The organism is Bacillus sp. FSL M8-0049, from assembly GCF_038593355.1.
GTDB lineage: Bacteria > Bacillota > Bacilli > Bacillales > Bacillaceae > Bacillus > Bacillus safensis.
On sequence record NZ_CP151986.1, the window covers coordinates 2,627,147 to 2,652,036 of the forward strand.

At 42.9% G+C, this 24,890-nt stretch carries 25 protein-coding genes; 5 read left to right on the plus strand and 20 right to left on the minus strand.

What is annotated here, in order from left to right; translation table 11 throughout:
• Positions 1-343: 343 nt before the first annotated feature.
• The 10 genes from NSU13_RS13510 to NSU13_RS13555 form a co-directional block, all read right to left on the minus strand.
• The gene (locus NSU13_RS13510) at positions 344-1,420 is read right to left on the minus strand and encodes a bifunctional 3-deoxy-7-phosphoheptulonate synthase/chorismate mutase (RefSeq protein ID WP_034279528.1); all 1,077 of its coding nucleotides are present in this window, start codon (positions 1,418-1,420) and stop codon (positions 344-346) included.
• Positions 1,421-1,641: 221 nt separating this feature from the next.
• Positions 1,642-1,965: a bacillithiol system redox-active protein YtxJ gene (gene ytxJ, locus NSU13_RS13515; protein WP_046312088.1), complete on the minus strand. Its 324-nt coding sequence runs from the start codon at positions 1,963-1,965 to the stop codon at positions 1,642-1,644.
• Between the two features lie 33 nt (positions 1,966-1,998).
• Positions 1,999-2,469, minus strand: coding sequence for a YtxH domain-containing protein (locus NSU13_RS13520; RefSeq protein WP_034279523.1), 471 nt, complete (start codon positions 2,467-2,469; stop codon positions 1,999-2,001).
• 26 nt (positions 2,470-2,495) lie between these two features.
• Positions 2,496-2,915 (minus strand): DUF948 domain-containing protein, encoded by a 420-nt coding sequence (locus NSU13_RS13525; RefSeq protein ID WP_024424855.1) that lies wholly within the window; start codon positions 2,913-2,915, stop codon positions 2,496-2,498.
• A gap of 223 nt (positions 2,916-3,138) precedes the next feature.
• Positions 3,139-4,437, minus strand: a complete 1,299-nt coding sequence (gene murC, locus NSU13_RS13530; RefSeq protein ID WP_025092288.1) for a UDP-N-acetylmuramate--L-alanine ligase — start codon at positions 4,435-4,437, stop codon at positions 3,139-3,141.
• A gap of 301 nt (positions 4,438-4,738) precedes the next feature.
• The gene (locus NSU13_RS13535) at positions 4,739-7,468 is read right to left on the minus strand and encodes a DNA translocase FtsK (protein ID WP_342489567.1); all 2,730 of its coding nucleotides are present in this window, start codon (positions 7,466-7,468) and stop codon (positions 4,739-4,741) included.
• Between the two features lie 195 nt (positions 7,469-7,663).
• Entirely contained in the window at positions 7,664-8,269 is a 606-nt protein-coding gene (gene ytpR / locus NSU13_RS13540) for a YtpR family tRNA-binding protein (RefSeq protein WP_024424858.1), read from the minus strand.
• 16 nt (positions 8,270-8,285) lie between these two features.
• Positions 8,286-9,098 carry a DUF1444 domain-containing protein gene (locus NSU13_RS13545; protein WP_034279516.1) on the minus strand — a complete coding sequence of 271 codons (813 nt, stop codon included), beginning with the start codon at positions 9,096-9,098 and terminating at the stop codon, positions 8,286-8,288.
• Between the two features lie 20 nt (positions 9,099-9,118).
• Positions 9,119-9,439 (minus strand): thioredoxin family protein, encoded by a 321-nt coding sequence (locus tag NSU13_RS13550; RefSeq protein ID WP_024424860.1) that lies wholly within the window; start codon positions 9,437-9,439, stop codon positions 9,119-9,121.
• Complete coding sequence (locus tag NSU13_RS13555) at positions 9,426-10,454, minus strand: PTS sugar transporter subunit IIC (RefSeq protein WP_034279513.1); 1,029 nt, start codon at positions 10,452-10,454, stop codon at positions 9,426-9,428. The genes NSU13_RS13550 and NSU13_RS13555 overlap by 14 nt, the downstream gene beginning before the upstream one ends.
• A 200-nt stretch (positions 10,455-10,654) precedes the next feature.
• Here NSU13_RS13555 and NSU13_RS13560 point away from each other — a divergent pair, with 200 nt between their 5' ends.
• Complete coding sequence (locus NSU13_RS13560; protein ID WP_024426182.1) at positions 10,655-11,101, plus strand: YtoQ family protein; 447 nt, start codon at positions 10,655-10,657, stop codon at positions 11,099-11,101.
• Between the two features lie 46 nt (positions 11,102-11,147).
• On the opposite strand, the gene NSU13_RS13565 is transcribed toward NSU13_RS13560, so the two are convergent.
• On the minus strand, positions 11,148-12,221 hold the full coding sequence (locus NSU13_RS13565; protein ID WP_211043071.1) for a M42 family metallopeptidase: 1,074 nt from the start codon (positions 12,219-12,221) through the stop codon (positions 11,148-11,150).
• Positions 12,222-12,420: 199 nt separating this feature from the next.
• Between NSU13_RS13565 and NSU13_RS13570 the strand changes: the two genes are divergently transcribed.
• Complete coding sequence (locus NSU13_RS13570; protein WP_003217759.1) at positions 12,421-12,735, plus strand: PepSY domain-containing protein; 315 nt, start codon at positions 12,421-12,423, stop codon at positions 12,733-12,735.
• Between the two features lie 41 nt (positions 12,736-12,776).
• Here NSU13_RS13570 and NSU13_RS13575 read toward each other — a convergent pair whose 3' ends face one another.
• From NSU13_RS13575 to trmB, 3 genes are all read right to left on the minus strand, one after another.
• Positions 12,777-14,474: an NAD-dependent malic enzyme gene (locus NSU13_RS13575; RefSeq protein WP_034279508.1), complete on the minus strand. Its 1,698-nt coding sequence runs from the start codon at positions 14,472-14,474 to the stop codon at positions 12,777-12,779.
• Positions 14,475-14,548: 74 nt separating this feature from the next.
• Positions 14,549-15,397 carry an MBL fold metallo-hydrolase gene (locus tag NSU13_RS13580; protein WP_081124685.1) on the minus strand — a complete coding sequence of 283 codons (849 nt, stop codon included), beginning with the start codon at positions 15,395-15,397 and terminating at the stop codon, positions 14,549-14,551.
• Positions 15,398-15,514: 117 nt separating this feature from the next.
• Positions 15,515-16,156, minus strand: coding sequence for a tRNA (guanosine(46)-N7)-methyltransferase TrmB (gene trmB, locus NSU13_RS13585; protein ID WP_024424866.1), 642 nt, complete (start codon positions 16,154-16,156; stop codon positions 15,515-15,517).
• A gap of 188 nt (positions 16,157-16,344) precedes the next feature.
• On the opposite strand from trmB, the gene NSU13_RS13590 reads away from it, so the two are divergent.
• A complete protein-coding gene (locus NSU13_RS13590) occupies positions 16,345-16,620 on the plus strand; it encodes a YtzH-like family protein (RefSeq protein ID WP_024424867.1) in 276 nt (91 codons plus the stop codon).
• Here the strand turns inward: NSU13_RS13590 and NSU13_RS13595 are convergent.
• The 4 genes from NSU13_RS13595 to thpR form a co-directional block, all read right to left on the minus strand.
• Positions 16,617-17,417: a phosphotransferase family protein gene (locus NSU13_RS13595; RefSeq protein ID WP_024424868.1), complete on the minus strand. Its 801-nt coding sequence runs from the start codon at positions 17,415-17,417 to the stop codon at positions 16,617-16,619. The genes NSU13_RS13590 and NSU13_RS13595 overlap by 4 nt on opposite strands.
• 284 nt (positions 17,418-17,701) lie before the next feature.
• On the minus strand, positions 17,702-18,631 hold the full coding sequence (locus NSU13_RS13600; protein WP_034279500.1) for a YegS/Rv2252/BmrU family lipid kinase: 930 nt from the start codon (positions 18,629-18,631) through the stop codon (positions 17,702-17,704).
• Positions 18,632-18,679: 48 nt separating this feature from the next.
• Positions 18,680-19,615 carry a hypothetical protein gene (locus tag NSU13_RS13605; protein ID WP_211043069.1) on the minus strand — a complete coding sequence of 312 codons (936 nt, stop codon included), beginning with the start codon at positions 19,613-19,615 and terminating at the stop codon, positions 18,680-18,682.
• A gap of 25 nt (positions 19,616-19,640) precedes the next feature.
• Positions 19,641-20,192 (minus strand): RNA 2',3'-cyclic phosphodiesterase, encoded by a 552-nt coding sequence (gene thpR, locus NSU13_RS13610; protein ID WP_211043067.1) that lies wholly within the window; start codon positions 20,190-20,192, stop codon positions 19,641-19,643.
• A gap of 91 nt (positions 20,193-20,283) precedes the next feature.
• On the opposite strand from thpR, the gene cysK reads away from it, so the two are divergent.
• Positions 20,284-21,216 (plus strand): cysteine synthase A, encoded by a 933-nt coding sequence (gene cysK, locus NSU13_RS13615; RefSeq protein WP_326134878.1) that lies wholly within the window; start codon positions 20,284-20,286, stop codon positions 21,214-21,216.
• A gap of 48 nt (positions 21,217-21,264) precedes the next feature.
• On the opposite strand, the gene NSU13_RS13620 is transcribed toward cysK, so the two are convergent.
• Together NSU13_RS13620 and pepV are read right to left on the minus strand one after the other, a co-directional pair.
• Complete coding sequence (locus NSU13_RS13620; protein WP_046312106.1) at positions 21,265-21,891, minus strand: Type 1 glutamine amidotransferase-like domain-containing protein; 627 nt, start codon at positions 21,889-21,891, stop codon at positions 21,265-21,267.
• Between the two features lie 28 nt (positions 21,892-21,919).
• A complete protein-coding gene (gene pepV, locus NSU13_RS13625; protein WP_081124690.1) occupies positions 21,920-23,320 on the minus strand; it encodes a dipeptidase PepV in 1,401 nt (466 codons plus the stop codon).
• A gap of 94 nt (positions 23,321-23,414) precedes the next feature.
• Between pepV and NSU13_RS13630 the strand changes: the two genes are divergently transcribed.
• Entirely contained in the window at positions 23,415-24,713 is a 1,299-nt protein-coding gene (locus tag NSU13_RS13630) for an NCS2 family permease (protein ID WP_034279487.1), read from the plus strand.
• The last annotated feature ends 177 nt before the right edge of the window (positions 24,714-24,890 follow it).

Sequence of the window (24,890 nt, forward strand, 5' to 3'; positions counted from 1 at the left end):
AGAGACACATAATTTTTCAATCTACATCAAAATGACATTCTTTTATGAAATTATACACGTTTTTTTGTCATATGAAAACGTTCCCTTTCTTTTTATAACTAAATTAAACAAACTTTAATCAGCTTGTTACCTGTAAATTGAATCATATTTCATAAAAAAACATTGAGAACGCCAGCTATGACAATGATCTTAGCAGATTCTATCAAATTTTAAAAATGAAAACATTGTGAACAAGCACTTTTTAGGGTTGCAATGTGCTTTCTTCCTTTCATTCCCAAACTTCATGGTATTTCTCCATAAAAAAACCGCCGGGCAGTTATCCGGCGGCTATTTCTATCTATGATTACGCGTGAATATTCACAAGTGGTCTTAACGCATCTAACCATTTTTCGAATTGTGGAATGTCCATTTGCTGCGCTGAGTCAGACAGTGCAACAGATGGATCTGGATGTACTTCTGCCATGACACCGTCTGCTCCAATCGCAAGAGCTGCTTTTGCTGTTGGAAGGAGAAGATCTCTACGTCCAGTTGAGTGCGTCACATCAACGAAGACTGGTAAATGTGTCTCTTGTTTTAAGATTGGCACTGCCGAGATATCTAGTGTATTTCTTGTCGCTGTTTCGTATGTGCGGATACCGCGCTCGCAAAGGATGATTTGATCATTTCCTTGGGCGATGATGTATTCAGCTGCATTGATGAATTCTGAAATGGTCGCTGCAAGACCGCGTTTTAAAAGAACTGGTTTCTTCACGGAACCGGCTTCTTTTAATAGCTCGAAGTTTTGCATGTTACGTGCCCCAATTTGGATGACATCGATATGCTCAATCGCTTCTTCAATATGAGCAGGATTGACAATTTCACTAATGACAGCAAGACCGTATTCATCCGCTACACGCTTTAGAATCTTTAGACCGTCTACACCAAGTCCTTGGAAATCGTATGGACTTGTGCGAGGTTTAAATGCGCCTCCGCGAAGTAGTTTTAATCCCTGCTGTTTCGCTGCTGCCGCTACTTCTGCGACTTGCTCGTAGCTTTCAACGGCACATGGTCCAACGATGAAACGCTGCTTTCCATCACCGATCGCTTCCCCATTGATATTCACGATTGTGTTTTCTGGCTTTTTCTTACGAGAAACAAGAAGTGCTTTGCTGTGGTCATCTTCTTGAAGCTCTAGACCTGCTTTGAAAATCTCTTTGAAAATATGCTGAATCGTTGAGTTTTCAAATGGCCCATCATTTTCTTCAAGAATTTGGTTCAGCATTGTGCGCTCTCTGACAGGATCATAACGGTTGACACCTTGCGCTTCTTTTGCTTTTCCAATTTCTTTGACAATGTTTCCTCTTTCATTGATCAGTTTTAGAATTTGAAGATTTAGTTCATCTGCTTGCTGCCTCAATTTTTCTAGTTCATTGTTGCTCATTTTTGTCATCCTTTCCTCTGCCTGCTCTCGCTTTTTATTTTTTCATTCTTGCATGATAGGGTTTATTATAAACAAAGATTTCGGAATTGTCACGAAAATTTTCTTTATTACCCAAACGCTTTTAAGCGATAAAGTATTGTATGTAAGATTATAGCATACTTTTCGTTCAAGTAAACCTTTTTTATAAAAAAAACGTCAGCCGCTGCTGACGTTTCTTTCTTTTACAGATTATGTTCAAGCGCTTCTTTTGTAATGCTTGAGTGAGAAGCATGCCATTTTACTTTTCCTCCGCTAAAGACGAGTGCCTGCGGACTTTCGTGCTTTACACCTGATTTTTCAGCCACGTAGGATGAAAGCTCTCTCGTGTTTTGAATTTGCAAGAAATACGTTGGCACGTCTTCATGTGCAGACGCAAATGCTTCAAACTCTTGAAAAGCCGCTTGGCTGATCGGACATGTCAAACTGTGCTTAAAAAAGACAAAGGTCCCATCTTGATTCGTTAGTTGATCAAACTGTTCTTCTGTTTCAATGAGTTGTTTTGACATGATGTTCTCCTTCTTCACTTCGAGCAGTGAGAGTTAGCCTTTAGTAGATTGTTCTACTTTTTCTTTGACATCTTTGATGCCATCTTCAATTTCTGATTTTGCTTCTTGTGCTCTTACTTTTGCTTCATCTGCTACATCAGATGCTTCGCTTGCCAAATCCGCTGCCGCATCTTCTGCTTCATTTTTCACATGATTAGCTTTTCCAGCCGCACGCTCTTTTATGTCTTTCACTTTGTCTAAAATCTGGTTTGACTGCTCTGCTACAAGCTGAGACAATTCAGACGTTTTATCTTTTGCAATCGTCACATATTCAGTGCCTTTTTCTTTTGCATCTGTTGTGAGCCGGTCTGTTTTTTCTTTTAACGCATTCGCTTGGGTGTTCAAATCATCGCGAAGCTCTTTCCCTGACTTCGGTGCTAAAAATAATGCTGTTGTTGCACCAACAATTCCACCAATAAGTGTTCCGATCAAAAAGTCTTTGCTATTGATTCCGTCTTTGCTCATGATTATTCCTCCTATGCGAATATGGTTTATTTTTGATGTTTACGCTGTTTCCATTTTTTATAAATTTCAAGTGCTGCGTTACTCCAGCTTACCACATCCGTCACTTTTTCTTGATTTCTTTCAACGGATGAAGAAACCGCACCAGCTGCCTGCTTTATGCTTGTATTAAATTGGTTGATCGAGCCACCAATTCCCTGCACCGCATCCACAACTGTGTTAAGTTTTGCTGATTTGTCTTGAATATCTTCAGCAAGCTGATTCGTCTTATGTAGCAACTGTGCTGTCTCTGTGGTGATGCCTTGCATCTGACCTTCAAGACCTTCTAAAGTTGATGCAACATTCTTTAATGTCAGCTGTAAGGATTTTAATGTTTTGGACAAATAGATGACAAGAATGAGGAAAGCAATTGCGATCAGTGCAACGCTTAGATATAGAATAATAATCATCTGATACCTCCTTTGCTGCGGGCATATTTAATTCATTACCCTCTCGTTGTATCATTCAAACATCGCCTAGAATGACCGATTGAATAATAATTCTACACTTATTCGCTAATTCCTGTCCACAGCGAACGAAAAAAAGCGCCGCATGTTGACACATTTAGCCCTTTTGTCACATTTTATTCAAAATAAAAAAAGTGCCGTGTGAAACGGCACTTTTTTAAAGCATTTATACAGCGACTTTTTCATAAGCACGCAAATACTTCTGAATGTCTCCTGCTCCCATAAAGATCAGAATCGCATCTTCGTGCGTTTTCAGCACAGATGTATCTTCTTCCTCAATTAATTGGGCCTGCGGGATTTTTTCTCGTAAATCTTCAATGCTCAGCTTCCCAATGTTTTCACGGGCTGAACCGAAAATATCACAAAGGTAGACATAGTCGGCTTTCTTTAGACTGTCAGCAAATTCACTTAAGAATTGCTGTGTACGTGTGAACGTATGCGGCTGGAAGACAGCCACAATATCACGGTCCGGATATTTTTGGCGAGCTGCTTCAATCGTGACTTCAATTTCAGTTGGATGATGTGCATAATCGTCAATTAAGACCTGCTCACCGACCACTTTTTCATTAAAGCGTCGTTTCACACCGCCAAATGTCGTTAATGCGCCTTTGATAAGCTCTACATCAATGGACTCATAGTGACATAATGCAATGACAGCTAACGAGTTGAGGACATTATGATTTCCGTAGGCAGGAATGTAGAAGGTATCATAAAACGTATTGCGTACAAATACATCAAATGTGGTACCTTCCGTATTTTTCACAACATTGCGTGCTTGGAAATCATTTTCTTCGTTGAAACCGTAGTACACAACAGGTACCTTCGCTTGAATCTTTGGCAGATGCTCATCATCACCGCAGGCAATAATGGCTTTTTTCACTTGAAGCGCCATGTTTTGAAACGCATCAAACACGTCATCAATATCCGAGAAATAATCAGGATGATCAAAATCAATATTGGTCATGATCGCATAATCTGGATGATAGCTGAGGAAGTGTCTGCGGTATTCGCATGCTTCAAAAACAAAATACTCGCTGTTTTCTTTCCCCATTCCAGATCCATCACCGATTAAGTACGAAGTAGGTTTGGCTGCCTGCATGACGTGAGCAAGCAGTCCTGTTGTCGATGTTTTGCCATGAGCACCAGTAATCGCAACGTTTGTGAATGAATCCATGTATTCTCCAAGGAATTTATGGTAACGAATGACAGGAATCCCTTCAGAAAGGGCGCGTTCAATCTCAGGGTGTGTATCAGGGAATGCATTTCCTGCGATGACCGTCATCCCTGGCTGAATATTATCTGGGTCAAATGGTAGAATTTTAATATTTCGTTCTTCTAATGCTTTTTGTGTAAAGATATGTTTTTCGATATCCGATCCTTGGACAGTATACCCAGTATCATGAAGAATTTGGGCCAGTGGACTCATACCTGTCCCTTTTATTCCAACAAAATGATAAACAGTCATAATTGTACCTCCAACAAACGTCTATCTGACTTACAGTATATGACGCTCATTTCAATTTGCAACTTGTGATTTTGCCTCTAGCTGATCACAGATCGCAGCTCCAAATAAAGATTTTTTCCGATCTTCCTATTCTAATCAATATTAACTATGATTAGTATCCGACAACTTTCCCATTTCTAACACCTGTTTCCGCTTATTTTACATAAAAAAGCGCTCTGACAGACATGCGAAAAGCGTCCAATTACAAAATTGCACCTATGTGCTATCATACCATGTTTATGAAAAAAATGAAGTGGTTTGTTTAGATCAACTGTTCTAAGTCACTCAGTGTCATGAGCACTTCTCTTGGCTTACTGCCTTTCGCACCAGAGATCATGCCCTCGCGCTCCATCATGTCAATCAACCTGGCTGCACGGTTGTAGCCAATTCTAAATCTTCGCTGCAAACTTGATGTACTAGCGCTATTCTGCTCGATGGCAAAACGGCAGGCATCCATAAACAATTCATCTTCGTCTGTAATCGCAGAGCCCTGCAGCATTAGTTCCTCCTGTTCAAAAAGGAACACTGGCTTGCGCTGCTTTCTCACATGTGCCACCACTTGATCAATCTCACGGTCTGATACAAAGTTCCCTTGCAGCCTTGTCGGTTTGCCGGAGCCATTTTCTAAGAAGAGCATGTCTCCTTTTCCGAGAAGCTTTTCTGCACCTGCCATGTCAATGATCGTTCTTGAATCCACCTGACTTGAAACAGAAAATGCAATTCTTGTTGGAATATTAGCTTTAATGAGACCTGTAATGACATCAACAGAAGGTCTTTGTGTCGCAATCAATAAGTGAATGCCGCATGCTCTTGCTTTCTGCGCAATTCGGCAGATGCTTTCTTCGACTTCATTTGGTGCGACCATCATTAAATCAGCCAGCTCATCGATCACCACGACGAGATAAGGCAGTTTTTCTCCCATTTGTTTTTCTTTCACAAGCTCATTGAATCGTTTAATTTCTCTCACGCCAGAGTGTGCAAATAGTTCATAGCGTCTTTCCATTTCATCCACTACCCATTTCAGCGCAGCAGTTGCTGTCTTGGCATCGGTGATGACTGGACTCACAAGATGCGGAATGTGGTTATACGGCGCTAATTCAACCATTTTAGGATCAATTAAGAGCATTTTCACTTCATCTGGTGATGCTTTAAACATGAGGCTCACTAAAATCGTATTAATGCAGACGCTTTTTCCTGAACCAGTGGCTCCGGCAATTAAGCCATGCGGCATTTTTTGCAGATCAACCACGACAGGCTGGCCTGAAATATCTAATCCGAGTGCCGCTGTTAAAGGAGATGGATTGTCTCTAAACGCACTGCTTCTGATCATTTCTCTTAAGAACACCATTTTACTGTGCAGATTTGGCACTTCGATCCCGATCGTGTTTTTCCCTGGAATCGGGGCTTCAATTCGAATATCCTTTGCGGACAAACTAAGTTTAATATCATCTGACAGGTTCGTGATTTTGTTCACTTTGACACCTGGTTCTGGATGTACTTCAAACCTTGTCACAGAAGGTCCCTGTGTGACATGAACGACACTTGCTCTTACGTTGAAATTTTTAAGCGTCGCATTGAGCAGCTCTGCCCGCTCTTTCACCCATGTGCCGTCCTCTTCTTTTTGAGCTGGCGGTACGTCTAAAAGGGCAAGGCTTGGAAAAACATACCCTTGTGTATCGGCTGCTTTCTTTTGTCCTTGCACGCGCTGATCGCTTTTTAACATCATGACATTAAACGGAACCGTAGAGGTTTGCCCGCTTGTGCGTTGTGGCTGCGGAGATGTCTGTTTTGGTTCTTCTTTCTTGACTTCATGCGTTTGTTCTTGCTGCTCTGTCTGCTCTATAACCGTTTCTGCCGCTTCAGATGTTTGTTCCTCTGTTACTTGTTCTACTGGCAGCACTTGATCTTCTTCAATTTCAGCTTCTTGGACCAGCTGATCTTCCTGCAGGTCATGTTTGACTGGCTCAGCTTCTTCAAATGCTGCCGCAGGCGCTTCTTCTTGTTTGTCTTCTATTGGATCAGCCGCTAGTTCTTCCACCGGTTCTGCTGAAATGTTTTCTGTTAACGCCGCTTCTTCTGATGGCATGTCTACTTCCATTTCAATCGCTGGCTGCGAAGGTTCCGGTGTTTCGAAGGTCAACATGTCTATTTCCTCAGTATGATCTTCAAACTGATGGACAGGCTCGTCCTTAATTTCTTCTTCATCACCGGAGACAGTCTGTTCCGGCTCAGACTCAACGGGCTGCTTCTGATAGACTTCTGTTTGCTGCTTATGTACATCAGCTTCATGATGATCTTCTGGCTCGTTTTCTTCTTGCTGGACGAACGGCTCGTCAGTTAAACGTTCCATCGTCGTTTGAACATGATCTTGATAAGCGAGTTCTTCTTTCAATGTATGCGGGGTTACTGCTGGCTCTTTGTCCGTTCTCTCTTCTGCTGACGCTGAAGCCATTTCCTCGATACGTTTTTCTTTCTGTATAGACGGGATGTTCATTTGCTGTCTGACATTCCGTTCACGCTCTGCCTCTTCTGATAACAGTGTGACACGCTGCGCCGTTTCTTCTGCTGATTTCCTTTGAACTGAAGCTGTTTCTTCTTTTGCATCTGCCCGTTTTGGACGCATATCCTGATGATAGCCATAGATCGGTGATGGAATTTGCTCTGGCTTGAATGGCTTTTTATTTATATCAGGCTGAAGCGTTTGTTTAGGCTGATAGGTTTTCTGCTTTGCCTTTGGCTGGCTTGGTTTCACGCGTCTTCTCTCCTGCTTCACTCCATCACGCTGGGGTTCATCTGGAACGAGCGGAAAGCGAAAGTTCCCTTTTGGATATTCATAATACACTTTCGTATCTTCGATTTTTTTATATTCTTTATGCGGTTCAAAAGCTGGCTGCTTTGGTGCAGCTAGATCTTCTTCAGGTCTTGCAGCTTTTTCTTCTTTCTTTTCTTCTCCTAAAAATACACTGAAAAATTTATCTAACCAACTCATCATTTATCACTCACTTTAACTCCCCTTACGTTTTCTTGGGCGATTTTTAGTATACCATTGCTTTTTCATGCAGAAAAGCGAGAAAAGTGCCGCTTTATGCTGTTCATGCTGTTGTAGATGAAAAAAAGTCACTAAGTACGTACTTAGTGACTTTTGGTATAACACATTCTTCGCTCCTATGTGCCCGTTTATGGGAGGTTACGCTTTAAAGGGTTCGCCAGCTTGATGGCTTCCATCTAAAACAAGAATCCCTTTTTCAGCAGGTGCGTCTGGAAGATCTAACTCTTTTGCAGAACAAATCATACCGCTTGATGGAACGCCTCTTAGCTCAGCATCTTTGATGACCATACCGCTTGGCATCACTGCACCGACCTTCGCCACCACAACATATTGGCCTTGGTCAACGTTTGGTGCACCGCACACGATTTGTAAGGTTTCATCGCCCACATCAACTTGGCAAATGTTTAATTTATCTGCATTCGGATGCTTTTCTTTTTCCTTTACATAGCCGACAACAAATTTTGGTGATAGATCCACAGTCAACGTTTCACTGACACCGTTACGGTTTAAAATTTCATTGATATCTTGAACAATGGTTTCAGAAAGCGGAACAGATCCGTTTTCTTCAATTTTCATGTAAGTGGATGCATTGAAGATATTAAAGCCTGTTGTTTCTTTTGTTTCTTGATTGAAGATTCGTACAACATCTCCAAACGTCTCATGACCTACTTCTTCTCTCGTCACATCTTTCAATGAAATAAGGAGTGTGTCGCCTACACCTTCTGCATTATAAAAAACGTTCATTCTTCAAAATTCCCTTCTACTGCTGTTTTGGTCTGCTTTTTGCAAGTATAAAGATCGGTTCAAGCTTACCCTCATCATATAAAAATGACAATGCGGTAATCGGAACCGTGCCGCTGGCGAAGAAGCTCATCGACATCTGTCCTAAAATATCATAGCCTGAATCATTGCGAACATCAGCAATGATGAAAACGTCTTGATGGGGAACAGAAATTGCCATCTGCCCTTCTATTTTTTGCGCGTATTCTTGTAATAACGATTCATTTAAAAGTCTGCTGGCGTCATACCCGTCATTTGCACGGAAGAAATAAAACCGGTTGCCTGCCACTTCATCCATTTTCACTACTGTTTCTAGCGAACGGACGTTGAAGCTTGCAGTTTCTCTGATTCGCTCTTTTGTCCAGTTTTCCTTTTGGAGCATCTTTTCATCAATTAATCGGTAGGTGCTTCCAAGGTCAAGCGCATAGTAGATTCTCGTTTCTGCTGTATGCTCATCAAACACAAGCGGAATCCCATCACTTGATGCCTCAGGAAAGGAAGTGGAACGAATGACCGGATAGATCTGCTTTTCTTTTCCTGAGATGTGCTGCGCTTCGCCTTTCATGGCACTCAGCGCTTCTTTCACATAATAGACGATCTCATCGATTGTTTCATCAGGCTTTACTTCCCACTTTGCAATAATTGGCGGGAGTTCTAGTGTGATGCCTTTGCCTGTTTGTTTATCTTCAATACGAAGCGTATCTTTTTCCCGGTCAAACTCGTGTGACCAGCTGTCGTTCGTCAGACGGCTTTTGAGTTCATTCGCAAGCTGTCTTGATGTCATTTTTGCCATCGTTTTAGACTCTCCTTTCGTTATTTAGAAAGAGAATCTGTTAAAAATGCTTCAATCTCTTCCTTTGTCTTACGATCTTTGCTGACAAAGCGGTTAATCTCTTGTCCGTTTTTAAAGACTAAAAAGCTTGGAATACCGTAAATTTCCCACTCTGCACAAGTGTCAATGAACTTGTCTCTATCGACATAGAAGTACTCAAATTCTGGGTAGTTTGCTTCAAGCTCTGGCAAGAATGGCTCAATAAATGTGCAGTCCGGGCACCAGTCAGCCGAAAATAGCAATACGGTTAAGTCTTCTTGAATCACTTTTTGTAATTCTTCGTTTGATTCAATTTTTTTCATGTTTCATTCCTCCAGTTTGTATGGTTAAATCTCCGAATTGTATATAGCCTTTCTTTCTCATCCATTCTGATACTACCAAACTAATCACTGCCGGGCCAACGATATGCAAGAGAGCGATCGCCAGAAATACAGATGGATGAAACCCCATGACGGTCAGCGTCATGAGTTGTCCAACAAGCCCGCTCGTTCCCATTCCCGCTCCTGCCGCATTATTGACCATCCCAAAGCCAATAATACCAATTGGCGCGAGAATCAGACCAGCAATTGTCGGAGGAATCAGGATGAGGGGGTTTTTCACAATGTTCGAAAGCTGCAACTTTGACGTTCCAATGCCGACAGCCGCAAGACCGCCAAAGCGATTTTCTCTAAAGCCTGCAGCAGCAAAGCCGACCATTTGAGCACAGCAGCCAATCGTTGCAGCACCAGCAGCTGTCCCGCTTAAGTCAAGCATGAGCGCAAGTGCAGCACTTGAGATCGGAGAACTGAGAGCAAGTCCAACAATGGTCGCTACCAGCATGCCCATGATCAGCGGGCTTTGATCTGTCCCCCACATGATGAGCCTGCCGAGCCCTGTCATCATGGCTTCAATTCCAGGTCCGATTAGGGCAGCGGTGAAAAAGCCAGTGATAATGGTGACAAGCGGCGTTAAAATAATATCAATTTTTGTCTCACCACTGACCAGCTTGCCGAGTTCCACACCAATTAATGCTGCGGCAAAGCTTCCAGCAGGCCCCCCAAGCTCTGCTCCTGCAGCGCCTGAGACAACACTTGCAAAAATGATCAAGGGAGATGCATGTAAACGGTACGCAACCGCTACGCCGATCGCCGGTCCCATGAGCCCCATGGCAAGGGTTCCCATTTTAATGATGAGTGGAAGTGATAACAGACCGCCTGCTGTTTTTAAAATCAGTCCTACCACTAATGTAGCAAATAGACCTAAAGCCATATAAGAAAGTGCATCAATGAAATACACCTTTGGCGAAAGGGAGATCCCCTTTCTTTTTAAATAAGTCATCAACGTCGTCTTCCTGCTTTCTCATAGGAAAGACGAAGAGGCCTGTCCTTCCCATTATATGTAGTATTCTTGCGATGAAAAATAGTCTCTACCATGAATATCATAATCATATTTTTTTTGCTTTATCAAGCACTTCTTGTGTAACATGAAAAGAAACAGGACAAACCTTTACTAAGTTTGTACAAAAGGAGGAGATCGTTATGCAATTAACTGTCTATTTAGCTGGAGAAATTCATAGCCAGTGGCGTGATGAAATCAAGGAGAAAAGCCAATCTTTGAAGCTGCCGGTGACATTTGTCGGTCCAATGGAAAATCATGACCGCTCAGATAACATCGGTGAGGATATTTTAGGTGAGCAGCCGAATGCCATTTTCAAAGATGATGCAGCTTCTGATTTGAATAATTTCCGCACTGAAATTTTATTAAACAAAGCAGATGTCGTCATTGCGCGCTTTGGTGAGAAATATAAGCAGTGGAACACAGCCATGGATGCATCTGCTGCGATTGCAAAAGGGAAACCTCTTATTTTAATCCGTCCAAAAGAGCTGCACCACCCGTTAAAGGAACTCTCAAACAAAGCAAATATCACTGTGGAAACCGTAAACCAAGCGATCAAGGCGTTATCTTATGTGTTTGAACAGCAATAAGAAAAAAGGCTGCTCTCATTGAAGAAGCAGCCTTTTTCTATTCTATTTATACTTGTTGGTAAATAGAATCCACTGTACTTTGATCACAATTTTTGACAAGGCGGACAATTAACTCTTTTGCCGCTGCGTAATCGTCCACATGCAAAACAGAATGACTTGTATGAATGTAGCGTGCGCAAACCCCAATGACAGCAGAAGGCACACCTTGGTTTGAAATATGAACACGTCCAGCGTCCGTACCACCCGGTGATACGAAATATTGATATGGAATGTTGTTTGTCTCAGCAGTATCAAGCACAAAGTCTCTCATTCCGCGGTGCGTAATCATTGTCCGATCAAAAATACGCAGAAGTGCACCTTTTCCAAGCTGGCCGAACTGTGTTTTGTCACCTGTCACATCGTTTGCAGGACTCGCATCTAAAGCGAAGAAAAGATCTGGCTGAATCATATTCGCAGCTACCTCAGCTCCTCTAAGCCCAACTTCCTCTTGAACAGTTGCTCCTGAGTACAGCTGACATGAAAGTGATTCGTCTTTTAATTCTTTTAATAATTCAATTGCAAGGCCGCAGCCATAGCGGTTATCCCAAGCCTTCGCTAAAATCTTTTTTGGATTCGCCATTGGGGTAAAAACCGTTGCAGGAACGATTTGCTGTCCTGGACGAACGCCAAGCTCTTTTGCCTCTTCTTCACTGTCTGCACCAATATCAATGAGCATATCTGACGGCTTCACAGGTTTGCTTTTTTGTTCTGGCGTGAGAAGGTGAGGAGGTGTACTAGAGACGACACCAGGAATTGGCCCGTGATCGGTATGGACGTCCACACGCTGCGCCAGCATGACTTGACTCCACCAGCCGCCAAGTGTTTGAAAACGAATCATCCCGTTTTTCGTAATCGATGAGACCATGAATCCGACTTCATCCATATGACCCGCTACCATAATTTTCGGTGCGTTTTCCCGTCCCTTGCGTACGCCAAACACTCCGCCAAGACGGTCTTGAATGAGTTCATCAGAATATTTTTCAAGTTCCTTTTTCATAAAAGCACGCACATGGTGCTCATTTCCTGGAGTTCCCTGTAATTCTGTTAAATTTCGGAAAAGCGACAATGTTTCTTCGTTCATTCTACAGTTTACCTCGTTTCTATGTAATGACCATATATATTCCTATAAAAATAACACTCACTTTATACTATAAGAATTCTTTCGGTTTTCCAAGTATCTCTCCAGAAATTTTGAATATGCTTTCAAGTATTCGGATTCCTTAACATCGTTGGACAAGTTTTGTATAATGGAAAAAACAGCAATACGGAGGTGCAGCACGTTGAAGTTAAAACATGTTCTGATTGGTGCGAGTATTGGCGTAGCCGCTGCAATTGTTGCAAAGAAAGTATTTTTCCCTACGTATATCTCATCTGAAAAAGCATTAAAAATTGTGAAATCTGCTTTTAAACAGCGCGGCCCGATTGATGGCTCTTGGATTTATACTGTACCAGAGCCGTATACCGTAAATGGCGAAACGATTGATGTATACAAATCTGGCATTACCCGCTCTGCATTTGGTGAGCTTGAACAGTATGAAGTGATGATTGATGCCAAAACTGGCATGATCGTGGATGTAATTGATTCTGTTGCTTGATCAAGAAAGCTTCGCAAAGACATGTCCTTGCGAAGCTTTTTTTATATGGCTTTGATTTTTTTGTAGACAGGATGCCACATAGCGTCCTGCACAGCCTGAATGAGATCATCAGGCGTTTCTTCTGCAATTCCTTCATCAATTGCTGCCTGCGCCACACGGACGGCTACTGTCGCTGAAACGGTTCGAAGCTGATCGACACTTGGCAGCATCGCTGCACCCGGCTTCCCAACATTGACCATGCTTGCAATGGCTTCAGCACTCGCAACAAACATACTATCTGTCATGAGGCGTGCTTTTGACACAATTGTGCCTAGACCAAGGCCTGGGAAGACAAGGGCATTATTCGCTTGTCCAATTTCATATGTGACACCGCCATATTCGACAGGATCAAATGGACTTCCCGTTGTCACAAGGGCACGTCCTTCAGTCCACTCGATCAGATCTTGCGGCTTTGCTTCTGAAAGAGGTGTCGGATTCGACATCGGTAAAATCGCAGGACGCTCCACGTGTGACGCCATTTCTTTTACAATTTCCTCTGTAAATGCTCCTCCGACCGTCGAAGTGCCAATTAAGATTGTTGGTTTCGCCTGCTTGACGACCTCTAATAGATCAATCGAATGCTTTGGACCATTACGGGCATAATTTTTTACTTCGTCAGAGCGCCTTGCATACGGCTTTTGAAATGGCTGAATGTCAGGTGAATCATCTGTGAGCAGCCCCGTTTTATCAATACACCAGAAATGATCATAGGACTCCTCTTCTTTGACTCCATCTCTGACAATGGCATCACGGATTTGCTCGGCTATGCCAATACCTGCCGTACCCGCTCCAAAAATGACAATACGGTGATCTTTCAGCGGAACCTTCGAAGCTTTTGCACATGCCAGAACTGCAGCAAGTGAAACGGCGCCAGTCCCTTGAATGTCATCGTTAAATGTACAAATACGGTCCTTATATTTTTCCAATATCGCACGTGCATTCTTTGTCCCAAAGTCTTCCCAGTGAAGGAGGGCATTTGGGAAAGTAGCGCGGGCAAGCTCGACATATTGATCAATGAACTGATCATAGCGCTCTCCTCGAACGCGGGAGTGCTGGTTTCCAACATAAAGCGGATCATTCAAGAGACTTTCCTGGTTCGTTCCGGCATCAAGCACTACTGCCAGCACGCGGCTGGGATCAATGCCTGCTGCAGCTGTATAAACAGCAAGTTTTCCAACTGAAATGGCAATCCCGCCAACGCCCCAGTCTCCAATACCTAAAATGCCTTCTGCATCCGTTGCAACGATTAAGTCGATTGATTCATCAACACCATAAGAGGCAAAAATCTCCTCCATGCCTTCCAGATCATCAATCGATAAATACAGCCCTCTCGGCTTCCGATACTCATGGCTATAACGCTGAATAGCCGTTCCTACAGTCGGCGTGTAGACAATCGGAAGCATTTCCGCCAAGTGCTCATTTAGCAGTTTGTAAAAAAGCACTTCATTTCTGTCATGAAGCGCTGTTAAATACACATTTTTCCCCAGTTCATCAGGCTGTGCCTTGAACTGTTCATATGCACGCTTTGCCTGATCCTCTAAGGTTAAGACCTTAGGCGGAAGAAATCCCTTTAACCCGAGCTCCTCCCGCTCTTCCTTTGTAAATGCAACCCCTTTGTTTAAATAAGGGACTGACATGACTTCCATCCCTCTTAATGGTGTTTCGATCACATCACCATGTACACGATAAAATTGGTTCACCTGCACTCTTCCTTTCACAAGTTCATTTTGTCGTTATTTTGTGTGAAAGGTGAAAAAAACATACAGATGATCTTTTATCTTCCTGTTTCTCTTTTAATTTCGTGTGTGATCTGCCCGTCTTCGTCCCATTTTACAGCACGATAAATGGCATCATGATAAAACAAGTACCACGCATTTTTTTCTTCTGCAAATGCCTGCCACTTTTGCTTGGCTGGAATCGAGGTCATTGGGTAATCATCATATGCCAAAACCCAAAGTGGATTTTTATGAGCATGTGTTGGCATGATATCAGCTAAATGAATCGCTGTTTCTCCCTCACTTGTGAGCGTTAAAATGCTATGACCATTGCTATGGCCGCCTGTATGATGCAGCTCGATTCCTTCTGTCACTTCGATGCTTTCTTCAAATGTGACGACTTGATCTGCCACAGGCTCCCAGTTTTCTTTCCAATATGTATTTCTTGAGCGAATGTTTGGCGCTCTCATTTCATCCCATTCGATTTTCGATGTGATGATTTTTGCCTGCTGAAAAACAGACACGAGCTTATCGCCTTCACGTTTTGTTAATCCGCTGGCATGATCAAAGTGCAGATGTGTCATCAATACGTAATCAATATCTGCTGGGCGCAGGCCAAGCGCCGCTAGAGATTCTTCCAATTTGGTTTCCTCTGTCACGCCGTAATTGCGTTTTTGTTTATCTGTCAGCTTCCCTGATCCGATGCCGGAATCCACTAACAGGTGAAGACCCTTCCACCGAATGAGAATTGGATCACATCGTAATTCAATTTGATTGCGGTCATTTACCGGGTATTTTTTTGACCATAATGGCTTTGGCACGACACCAAACATCGCTCCGCCGTCCATGTGCGTATCTCCCCCGTTTAACCAAAACAGTTCCATTTCACCTATTTTCATTGTCTCCATTGCTGTCATCCCTCCTTTTTCTATCGTAGCAAATACAGCCAAAAATCGCATGCACCAATCTTTTCATAAAAAAAGCTGACTGCCATTTTTCTATTGCAGCCAGCTTGAAGTCACTTGTTATTCTGGGAATTTGACTTCTGATCGATAGATCGGTTGTCCCATAGACGAGAATTTCTCTTCATATTCAGTCATCACGTTTCCTTCTAAGCCGTCCTCATGTAAATCTAGGCTGACATACGTTAAAAGAAGGCCATATGCAGAAAAACTTTTTAAGGAATATTCAAATAACCCGCGGTTATCTGTTTTGAAATGTAACTCACCGCCTGGACGGAGTATATGTTCATATCGCTCTAAAAAGGTTTTAAACGTCAATCTGCGCTTTTCGTGTCTTGCTTTTGGCCACGGATCAGAGAAATTCAAATACACCCGGTCAATCTCATTTTCCGCAAACACATCTGTCAGCGTCTCAGCATTGATGTTCAAAAGCTTTACATTTTCAACATCTGTCTCTTTGATTTTATCTACTGCCGTCACAATAACACTTTTAAATAATTCAATGCCAATATAGTTGATATCAGGATGAAGCTTGCCCATTCCAGCAATAAAGCTCCCTTTTCCTGTCCCAACTTCGATATGGATTGGATGATCATTTCCAAACAGCTCATGCCATTTCCCTTTATATTGCTCGGGACTTGCTAAAGCAATATGAGCATTCTCAGCTAAGTAATCATCCGCCCATGGTTTATGTCGCATTCTCAATTTGATACACCTCTATTTTCTTTACATTTTATCAAGATACCATGAAACATAAAGACCCGCAAGACAGCATCTTCTATGTCCATATAAAAAGACCAGCCCTTCGCTTGAGCTGGTCTGCCGCATGTATAAATTGGACGCTGAATGCACAGTTTAACCTCATAAATGACACGCAGGAAAGGAGCATTTGTATGGGTTTAAACCGTCAACATCAGCTTCAATTAATAAAAGATATTTTAACCGATCACCAGCTAGATTGCTGCGGGACTGTTGCAGAATATGAACAGGTGGGACGCGTGATTCAATTAATGCTGGCAAAAGAAGATCTGGATGCCGACATTCGTCAGCTGTTAACAGATATTTATGATTACAGCCAAAAGGGCACCTCTGTCAGTTCAATTGATGCACATATTGAGGAGCATCAATCACATCTGTCTGAGTGGGTCGAGAACATTCCACTGTCTTAATGGATGTTTAACCGTTTTAAGAGTGCATTTAGCTCCGCTTGCACTTCTTTTTGCGCCTTTTCATTCCCTTTTCGTTTATGCCAAACGACAAACGATACGGTTTCAGCGAGCACGTACCACGCCATGCGCTTTCGCAAATTGTCCGTCAGCGGGGCGCCGTACATAGAGAGCCAGCTTTCCCAGTTCTCTTCCTCAACATAATGGTATAAAAGCGGTCCAAGATCAATCGCTGGGTCTGCAATCATCGCCCCATCCCAATCGATCAAATAGAGCTGGTTTTCATCTGTCAGCAGCCAATTATTATGATTGAGATCGCAATGACAGACGACCTTGTCCTCAAAATGGACAGCCTCCACATGCTTCTCTAAATACTGGATGGCACGCGAAATGTCTTGTGAATCAATTTGCTCGTTTAATATGGACTGTTTCAGATGCATCAGAATGGATTCTGGGTCTAGAGAGTGCTTCTCTAATCGTTTCAGCATATCGAGCAATTCTTTTGATGTATGAATTTTTCTTAGCTGCTCTGCTACAGGACGATCATTCATGTCCTTTGGCTTCAGCTCTCTGCCGCTCAGCCAGTGCTGTGCAGTAATCACATCTCCATTTTCCATCCGTTTTGTCCAGACAAGCTTCGGCACAATGCCTTCAGCTGACAAAACCGCAAGAAACGGTGACGTATTGCGTTTTAAAAATAGCTTTTGGTCATTGTGTGTTGCGAAGTACGCATCTCCCGTAGCGCCTCCAGCCGGAGAGATGTGCCATTCGCTACCTAATATTTGTCCCAACCAGTTCATATCAATTTTCAACCCATCATTTCTTAAAATATTTTAAATCTTGCTTTTTTAGTCGACAAAATTCAGCCGATTGAGGATCAATTGGCTGTTTCTTTTTTTATTTATATGATCATAAAAACAAAAAGGACAGCTATTGAGAATGAGATGCTAAACAATAGCCGTCCTATAGATTTTATCGTTACCTTCTTATACTCGTCAAGCAAAACTAAAAAATCAGGACAAGAACCTTACGAAAAAGAAGGCTTTTTTCATGGTTCTTTGACTAAGGATATACCGCAAGTTATTTAAGCACGTAATTTTAAGGATCGTTCACTTGCCTTTACAAAGACAGGCGTTGCGCCGATCACTTCTCCATCTGCGTGAAATAAGATTTTTTCATCTGCTTCTAAAAACGCTTCCTCATGCTGAAACAGGGTAACCCCCTTCATCCCAAGGTGCTTTCGGAACACCATCGCGCTTAGAAACAAGAGGACTTTGAATGGATTCAAATCTGTGACAACCAACGTTTGAAAACCTGGCTGCCTCGCACTCACTTCCGGTGCCGCTTCCAGCCCTCCCCCGTAATACGGGTGATTGCAGACGATCACAAACCACACTTGGCGAAAGACTTTCTTCTCATTTTCAATAAATAACGCAAGATCAAACGGCTTAAACGACCATAAAGAATGGAGAAATGACAGAGGGTAGATGATAAAGCCAAGCCCCAGCCGTTTCAGCCACTTTTTCCCTCTAAAATGCACCGTTTTCCTCAGTACATGTGCGTCAAACCCCGCGCCGATATGATTGAGAAAGAGAACAGATTGCGGACTTTCGGCATGATCTTGAAAGGAGCCGAGAGAAAATGTTTTGGTGAGCATTCTCTTTTGCTTTCTCACTTCTTTTAGGACATCATGACGATGGATACCGAGACCCTTCGCAGCATCATTCCAATGACCAGCAGGGACAAAACTAAGCTGCACATGATCGATTTCCTTTAAGCCATTCAGTACTTCATGAATGGTGCCGTCACCGCCAATAACAATCAAGCGCTTCAGCCTGTCATCCTGCATGGCACTGATTTGTCTTGCCAAAACTTCTGCATGGCCTTCATGCTGGGTGAGAAATGATCGATAAGAGACCTCCACCTTTTGTAATTCTTTCTCTATGCTCCTCCATGTGCGGAGTCCTTTTCCATGTCCTGCTTCTGGATTAACGATAAAGTACCATTCATTCATATATTAGCTCCACTCAGGTCTCATTTTTCGTGACCTTCCATCATGCCTTTAATCGAGCCATTCCTGTCTTCTTTTGCTGTCTGATTCACCATAAGCAAGCAATGCCTTTGTCGCCTTAAATTGCTGATGCTTTGTCGGCGCCGTATTTTTCCGCTGCTTTTCAAACCACTCTTCTGCCTTCTTCTTATCGATAACCTCCATCCCATATGGAACTTCAGGTAAATCAATATAAGAGGTTCGGCTGATGAGGATTTTTTTCACAGGAAGGTCTACACCACTTTGCTGTAAGATTTTTGACACGACGGTGCCAGATCGCAAAAGGCTTGCACAAGGATTCAAGACGGACTGAACAGCTTTCCCAGTCGCCCGTTTTTCCCAAAAACGTTCCTTCGTTCCGATATAGACGCTGTCTGGCTCGGCCTCTAAGAAAGATAAACAGATCACTTCGAGCGGCGTGATGAGTATCGGACATAATTCCATCTCAGCTTTTTGAATGAGCAGCACCGGCTTGTACATCACAAAATAAGAATCCGGAAGCTGCCTTGCAAGCATCCGCAGCTTTTCATCATACCGAATATGATGGGAAACGGTTGAAATATGTGAAATCGTCGAACTCGCCCATTTTAATTGCACTTCAAAGAGATGATCCTTAAAAAAGTGAATCAGCTTCGTTGCATCGGTAGGAACGTTTCTGAAAACCCCTTGCTCTATATCTGTCGGCTCGTTAAAAAGACTCAGGTCCCGTTCCTTTTTCATATCGGCTTCTTTTTGCTTTCTCTTTAAGGAGAATTTCTTTCTCTTTTCTTCCTCTTGTTCTGGCGCTTGTTGAGGAATTTGATCAAACGGTTGCTGCGCCTCCTCTTTTGAAGCCTTTTTTAACTCGTCCCATCTTTGTTTTTTCAACCGATTGAATTGATTGATATAGTGATGCGGGTCTTGTTCATATCGTGATATATAATCTTGAATTTTGATAATTTGCGCCATCTGCTGCTCACTCCAACTTCTAGAATCATTTATGTAGTGTAAATTGTTTGATTGCGTGATAACGAGGGGTTTCCTTCGGACGTATTTCAAATAAAGTGATACGAGAAACCTCCATCACATATGGCTCTTTGCGTAAAGGAGCTTGCTTTTCATAAGGGTCATCCGCATTCCATTTGCGCGCAATCGTCATATGCGGATGAAACGGTCTCTTTTCAACAGGGTGTCCTGCTGACAAGACGGCTTCCTTTACCTTTTCTCTTAAATGCATGAGCGGCTCACTTTCATGAGGCTTTGCAAAAAAGACTCTTGGGCGTTCTTTCGCACCAAACTGCCCTACCTCATTCAGCTCTAGTGGAAATGCAGACGCTTCATTTGAAAGGATGTCAAGCAGCTGGATGATCCTTTTTAAACGCTCTTCTGGAATGGCGCCTAAAAAGATAAGGGTCACATGATAATCATGTGGTGCTGTCCATTTTTGAAAGAACAGTCCGCTCCTTTGATCAATGTCTTGTTTGATTTGATGCGCAAGTTGTTCAGGGATGTGAATCCCTATAAAATAATGACGGCTTTCTGACACAATATCACCTGTCCTTTTTTAACAAACTTTACGAATCCCCATTGATGATAGTATAACTAAAGAAATGCGTAATGAGAAGAAAGGGTGTCATCTGATGAAAGTAGCACAAAATATAGCTGAGCTGATTGGCGATACACCGCTTGTCAAATTACAGCGGCTCCAGCCAGAAAATGCGGCGGCTGTTTACTTAAAGCTGGAATCATTTAATCCGAGCGGAAGTGTAAAAGACCGCGCGGCTTACAATATGATCGTCGAGGCAGAAAAACAAGGGAAACTCACAAAAGGAGCAACCATTATTGAGCCTACGAGCGGGAATACAGGGATTGGTTTAGCCATGAATGCCGCCGCAAGAGGCTACAAAGCCGTCCTTGTCATGCCTGATACGATGACAAAGGAAAGAATCAATATTTTGAAGGCATACGGGGCGCAGGTCGTCTTAACCCCAGGAGAAGAAAAAATGCCGGGCTGCATCCGCAAGGCTGAGGAACTGGCTGCTCAAATTCCTCACAGCTTTATTCCCATGCAGTTTGACAATAGAGCGAACCCAGATGCACATAGAGGCACAACAGCAGTCGAAATTATGGAAGCTGTGAAACAACTTGGACAGCCTCTTGGAGCCTTTATCGCAACAGCTGGAACTGGCGGTACTATTACAGGAACTGGAGAGGAATTAAAAAAGGCATTCCCTCATTTAACCATCCGTGTGGCAGAGCCTAAGGGCTCCCCTGTCTTATCTGGCGGGAAACCTGGGAAGCATAAGCTCGTTGGCACAAGCCCAGGATTTATCCCCCATATTTTAAACGAGCACGTCTATGATGACATCGTTCAGGTAAGTGACGAAGATGCGTACCACATCACACGGCAGCTCGCTCAGCTTGAAGGAATTTTAGTAGGCCCATCCTCTGGGGCGGCTTGCTATGCAGCCATTGAAACAGCCAAGCAATTGCCGGCAGATCAAATTGTGATCTGTATGACAGCAGATACGGGCGAACGATACTTATCAAGTGATGTTTTTCAAGATTAAAAAAGGAACAGGGCGATGAATCCCTGTTCCTTTTTCTTCATTTCACGGTTAAGATGCTTTGACAGATTTCACCTCAGCCTGCTCCCCTGTGACAAGTAAAGCCTGTTCATCAGTAAGCGGACATAAATCAAGCGTCTGCTGATGCTTCTCTGTGATTTGCTGCGCAGCCTCGCCTAAATAGGTATTGTGCATATGCGGTACTGGATAGCGGCTTATTTCATTGAAAGCTTGATATGATGAAAGCTCCGGTGCCTTCTTTTGATCATCCATCAGAGAGATATATTCAATGCTTGGCGCCATGATAATACTCCCAGCAGACTCTCCGATGTACAGCTTGCCGTTGTTGATTTCTTCTTTCAACACGTCATCGAGACGATGCTTTCTTAATTCCTGCAATAAATAAAACGTGTTGCCTCCTGACACGTAGATCACATCATTTTGTTTGATCATCTGCGAGATCTCTTCAGCGGACTGTTCATCTATCTGCACAGTCTCAAGCTGCATCCCTAATTGCTGAAAGGCTTCCTTCGCTGCCTCTACATAGTGCGTGACTTCTTCTACAGCACTTGCCGTTGGAAAGAAAGTCACGTGCTTTCCTTTTAATGATTCCCCCGCAAAGTCAGATAAGAGAGAATAGCTGTCTTTGAATGAAGAGCATAAGAACATTTTTTTCACTATGAATCCCCTCTTCTCTTTTCCATTTCTATTTTGCTAATTCATACATGGCTTGTGCGTAAAGAGCAGCTGCTCTCAGTAAGTCATCAATTTCAATATATTCATCCTTTTGATGGGCGCAGTCTGGCCTGCCAGGAAATAAAGGTCCAAAGGCAACGCCTGCTTCTAAAGATCTTGCATACGTTCCTCCCCCAATGGCAATAAGGGTTGCAGGATCTCCCGTTTGTTCCTCATATACCCGCTGCAAGGTTTTCACAAGCGGATGATCTTTTGAGACGTGATGCGGAGGGCTGTCTTCGAATTTTAGAACGGACGCCCCTTTTATGCTTTCAATTCCTTTTTTGACGTCCCTGCCGTCTGCTGTTACTGGATAGCGGACATTTAACCCTAGCTTTGCTTCCTCATTCTGTTTAAAGCGGATTGTCCCAACATTCAACGTCAAATCTCCACTAATCTCATCTTTGCAAGCAATTCCCAGCTTTTGTCCTCTTGTATCTTGATCAAATAAAGCGTTGATTTGGGAAGTAAAGGCAAGTCCCTGCTCATCTAATTCGTGTCCGCATAAGAAATTCGCCATATGAATGCCCGCATTTGTCCCATGCGCCGGCTCCATGGCATGAACGGATACCCCTTTTAATGTAAAATGCAGTCCATCCGCCGTGTTCTTTACCTCACCAGATAATTGGTGATCAGCAAGATAGGCTTCGAAGGCTGTTTTTAATGATTCAGCATCGTGTTCCTGTGCAGCAGTCACAGTAGCAGCTGCCTCATCTGGTACCATATTGAGCCTCATACCCGATGTAAATTGCTTCAGCGTATAGCGCTGATGATTCGCTGTTTGTTGATATGTAAATGACACAACCGCATCAATGATCCCTTTTTCCGCATGAATAATCGGAAAATCGGCATCTGGTGCAAATCCAATTTGCGGCATTGGCTCATGCTTGAAATAATGATCCACACAGCGCCAATCACTTTCTTCATCTGTTCCAATGATCATGCGGATTTTTTTCGACAGCTGCAGACCAGAATCTTTTAAGATCTTCAGCGCATAAAATGCCGCCATGGTTGGGCCTTTGTCATCAATAGCCCCGCGTGCAAAGATTTTATTTTCTCTGATGTCAGCTGAAAATGGCGGGGTTGTCCAGCCGTCACCAGCAGGCACCACGTCCACATGGCAAAGCACACCTACAATGTCATCGCCTTCCCCATATTCAATATGACCCGCATAGCCGTCGACATTCTTGACTGTGAAGCCTTCGTCTTCCCCTTTTTTCAGCATATACTGCAGGGCATCATCGACTTTTTCACCAAATGGCTTTCCTTCTTTGCCGCCTTCTTCATCAAGGACACTTTCAATTTGTAAAAAAGATTGTGTGTCCTTGATCAAATCGTCTTTTTTTCGTATTACTTCAGCTTCCCAATTCATTTTTCCATTCCTCCTTGAAAAAAGGTTGCAATCCACCCTTAAAACGAATATTATATTAATTGTTTTGTAATAATGTTCGTAAATGGAGGATTTTATGTTTCAGTTAAAAGAAAATCAAACCAACATAAAGAAAGAAATAATCGCTGGTATGACGACATTCTTTACTATGGTCTATATTGTTGCCGTCAACCCGGGAATTCTTTCAAAAGCAGGTATTCCTTTTGACCAAGTCTTTACTGCAACAATCATTGCTGCTGTTGTCGGTACGCTCTGGATGGCACTATTTGCAAACTATCCGATTGCCATTGCACCAGGCATGGGGCTGAATGTCTATTTCACCTTTACCGTTGTCGGCGGTGGCGGCATCAGCTATCAAACAGCGTTTAGTGCGGTATTTGTTGCTGGTATACTCTTTATTATTTTATCGTTAACATCCCTTAGAAAACAACTGATTCAAGCTATTCCAGATAATTTAAAGTACGGCATTACAGCAGGAATTGGGCTTTTCATTGCGTTCATCGGCCTCCGTCAGTCTGGGATCATCGCTGCTGATCCAGAAAACCTTGTGAAGCTTGGCAATTTAAGCTCGCCTGTTGTCATTTTAACGCTTGTCGGCTTAATGATTTCGGTTATTTTAATGGTTCTGCAAATAAATGGTGCACTGTTTATCGGTATGTTAGCGACCACATTGATTGCGCTAGCAACTGGCCAGCTTCATTTCCCTAAAACACTGATGGACATCCCTGCACTGCCTGAAGGCATGCTGATTACAAATCCGATCTCTGCCTTTGGTGACGTGTTCTCTCATCATTTGTATGCCGTCGTCTTCTCCTTCTTACTGGTGACGATTTTTGATACAACAGGCACGATGATCGGCGTTGCAGAACAAGCCGGATTAATGAAAAATGGCCAGCTGCCAAAAGTGCGCAGAGCCCTGCTCGCTGACTCGGCTGCAACGACGGTTGGTTCTATGTTTGGTACAAGCCCAACCACTGCTTATATTGAATCATCATCAGGAGTTGCTGCTGGCGGAAGAACTGGGCTGACGTCTCTAACGGTCGCTGCACTGTTTATTGTGGCATTATTTTTTGGCCCGCTCGTTCAAGCGATTTCTTCTTTACCATCCATCACATCACCTGTTTTAATCATTGTTGGCTGCTTGATGATGAACTCGGTGTCACGCATTCGCTGGAACGAACTAGACGAAGCATTCCCTGCTTTTCTTGTCATTCTTTCGATGCCGCTGACTTCTAGTATTTCTACAGGGATTTCACTTGGATTTATTTCATATCCGCTTGTGAAATTGGCGAAAGGGAAATGGAGAGAAGTACATGTGCTGGTTCTCATCTTTGCGGTCTTATTTTTCATTCAGCTCTTTTTCTTAGAAGGATAACAGAAACAAAAAAGGCACATCCTTACATGGAATGTGTCTTTTTGCTTCACTGAATTTTTTATTTTGTAAATTTTCTGTGTTTATTTTTCGGACATTTGAAAATGTCAGCTCCAATCGCATCCCTTATCATTATTGGGTTGTAACCGGATTCAAATCATGATATATACCATATTTCAT

Excerpts from the sequence above, each read along its gene's own strand:
- NSU13_RS13600 (WP_034279500.1), bottom strand. The coding sequence starts at position 18,631 with ATGAATGAATGGTACTTTATCGTTAATCCAGAAGCAGGACATGGAAAA.
- murC (WP_025092288.1), bottom strand. The coding sequence starts at position 4,437 with ATGACTGTTTATCATTTTGTTGGAATAAAAGGGACAGGTATGAGTCCA.
- NSU13_RS13580 (WP_081124685.1), bottom strand. The coding sequence starts at position 15,397 with ATGGAGACAATGAAAATAGGTGAAATGGAACTGTTTTGGTTAAACGGG.
- NSU13_RS13525 (WP_024424855.1), bottom strand. The coding sequence starts at position 2,915 with ATGATTATTATTCTATATCTAAGCGTTGCACTGATCGCAATTGCTTTC.
- NSU13_RS13565 (WP_211043071.1), bottom strand. The coding sequence starts at position 12,221 with ATGAACGAAGAAACATTGTCGCTTTTCCGAAATTTAACAGAATTACAG.
- NSU13_RS13595 (WP_024424868.1), bottom strand. The coding sequence starts at position 17,417 with ATGAACTGGTTGGGACAAATATTAGGTAGCGAATGGCACATCTCTCCG.
- NSU13_RS13590 (WP_024424867.1), top strand. The coding sequence starts at position 16,345 with ATGGGTTTAAACCGTCAACATCAGCTTCAATTAATAAAAGATATTTTA.
- NSU13_RS13605 (WP_211043069.1), bottom strand. The coding sequence starts at position 19,615 with ATGGCGCAAATTATCAAAATTCAAGATTATATATCACGATATGAACAA.
- ytxJ (WP_046312088.1), bottom strand. The coding sequence starts at position 1,965 with ATGTCAAAACAACTCATTGAAACAGAAGAACAGTTTGATCAACTAACG.
- NSU13_RS13535 (WP_342489567.1), bottom strand. The coding sequence starts at position 7,468 with ATGATGAGTTGGTTAGATAAATTTTTCAGTGTATTTTTAGGAGAAGAA.
- NSU13_RS13560 (WP_024426182.1), top strand. The coding sequence starts at position 10,655 with ATGCAATTAACTGTCTATTTAGCTGGAGAAATTCATAGCCAGTGGCGT.
- NSU13_RS13510 (WP_034279528.1), bottom strand. The coding sequence starts at position 1,420 with ATGAGCAACAATGAACTAGAAAAATTGAGGCAGCAAGCAGATGAACTA.
- NSU13_RS13555 (WP_034279513.1), bottom strand. The coding sequence starts at position 10,454 with ATGACTTATTTAAAAAGAAAGGGGATCTCCCTTTCGCCAAAGGTGTAT.
- NSU13_RS13545 (WP_034279516.1), bottom strand. The coding sequence starts at position 9,098 with ATGGCAAAAATGACATCAAGACAGCTTGCGAATGAACTCAAAAGCCGT.
- pepV (WP_081124690.1), bottom strand. The coding sequence starts at position 23,320 with ATGAATTGGGAAGCTGAAGTAATACGAAAAAAAGACGATTTGATCAAG.
- ytpR (WP_024424858.1), bottom strand. The coding sequence starts at position 8,269 with ATGAACGTTTTTTATAATGCAGAAGGTGTAGGCGACACACTCCTTATT.
- NSU13_RS13630 (WP_034279487.1), top strand. The coding sequence starts at position 23,415 with ATGTTTCAGTTAAAAGAAAATCAAACCAACATAAAGAAAGAAATAATC.
- NSU13_RS13550 (WP_024424860.1), bottom strand. The coding sequence starts at position 9,439 with ATGAAAAAAATTGAATCAAACGAAGAATTACAAAAAGTGATTCAAGAA.
- NSU13_RS13520 (WP_034279523.1), bottom strand. The coding sequence starts at position 2,469 with ATGAGCAAAGACGGAATCAATAGCAAAGACTTTTTGATCGGAACACTT.